The organism is Pseudomonas sp. D4002 (assembly GCF_013385665.1).
Taxonomy (GTDB): Bacteria; Pseudomonadota; Gammaproteobacteria; order Pseudomonadales; family Pseudomonadaceae; genus Aquipseudomonas.
On record NZ_JACAPN010000057.1, the window covers coordinates 9,091 to 9,991 of the forward strand.

The window sequence follows — 901 nt, forward strand, 5'->3', positions numbered from 1 at the left end:
CGCCGGCCTGCCGGCGGGCGTGCTGAACGTGTTGACCGGTGGCGGCCACGTGGGCAAAGGCCTGGTGGAGCACCCGGGCACCGACAAGGTCTCGTTTACCGGCTCGGTGCCCACCGGCATCGCCGTGGGCCGCAGTGCCATGGGCGCCGGGTTGACCCGGGCGACCCTGGAACTGGGCGGCAAAAACTCCGCCGGATTCCTGCGGGATGTGGACCTCGACAAAGCGGTCAACGGCATCATCGAAGCCGGCTTCCTGCACTCCGGGCAAATCTGCGCGGCCGCCGAACGCTTCTTCGCCCACCGCTCGCAGATCGAGCCGATCATGGACAAACTGGCGCAACGCCTGGGCCGGTTGAACATCGGCTCGCCGCTGGACGAGCGCACCGAATTCGGCCCGGTGACCAACCGCCAGCACCAACAGAAACTCGAATGGTTTTTCGCCAAGGCCCGGGCCGAGAACAATACGATTGTCCACGGCGGCAAGCTGATCGACGGACCGGGGTGCTATGTGGAGCCCACCGTGATTCTCGCCAACACGATCCACGACACCCTGCTCAACGAAGAGACCTTCGGCCCGATCGCCACGTTTTTCCCCTACGACACCGAGGATGAGCTGCTGGAACTGATGAACAACACGCCTTACGGCCTGAGCGCCAGCCTCTGGACCAATGATCTGAGCAAGGCCCTGCGCATGGTGCCGGCGATCAACGCGGGGACGGTGTGGGTGAACATGCACACGATGCTCGACCCGGCGGTGCCGTTTGGCGGCAACAAGTCTTCGGGGGTGGGACGGGAGTTTGGCGGGGCTTTTATCGACGACTACACCGAGCTCAAGTCGGTGATGATTCGCTACTGACCGGCATGCGGAGTGCCGGCCGGCTTGAGTGTGTTGATCGTTCCC

The 901-nt window shown here is 64.3% G+C and carries 1 protein-coding gene; it reads left to right on the forward strand.

Annotated elements, in window-relative coordinates:
• Positions 1 to 856 (forward strand): aldehyde dehydrogenase family protein (locus HX824_RS32755; protein ID WP_256347068.1); only part of this gene is annotated, 856 nt, incomplete at its 5' end.
• Positions 857 to 901: the final 45 nt, after the last annotated feature.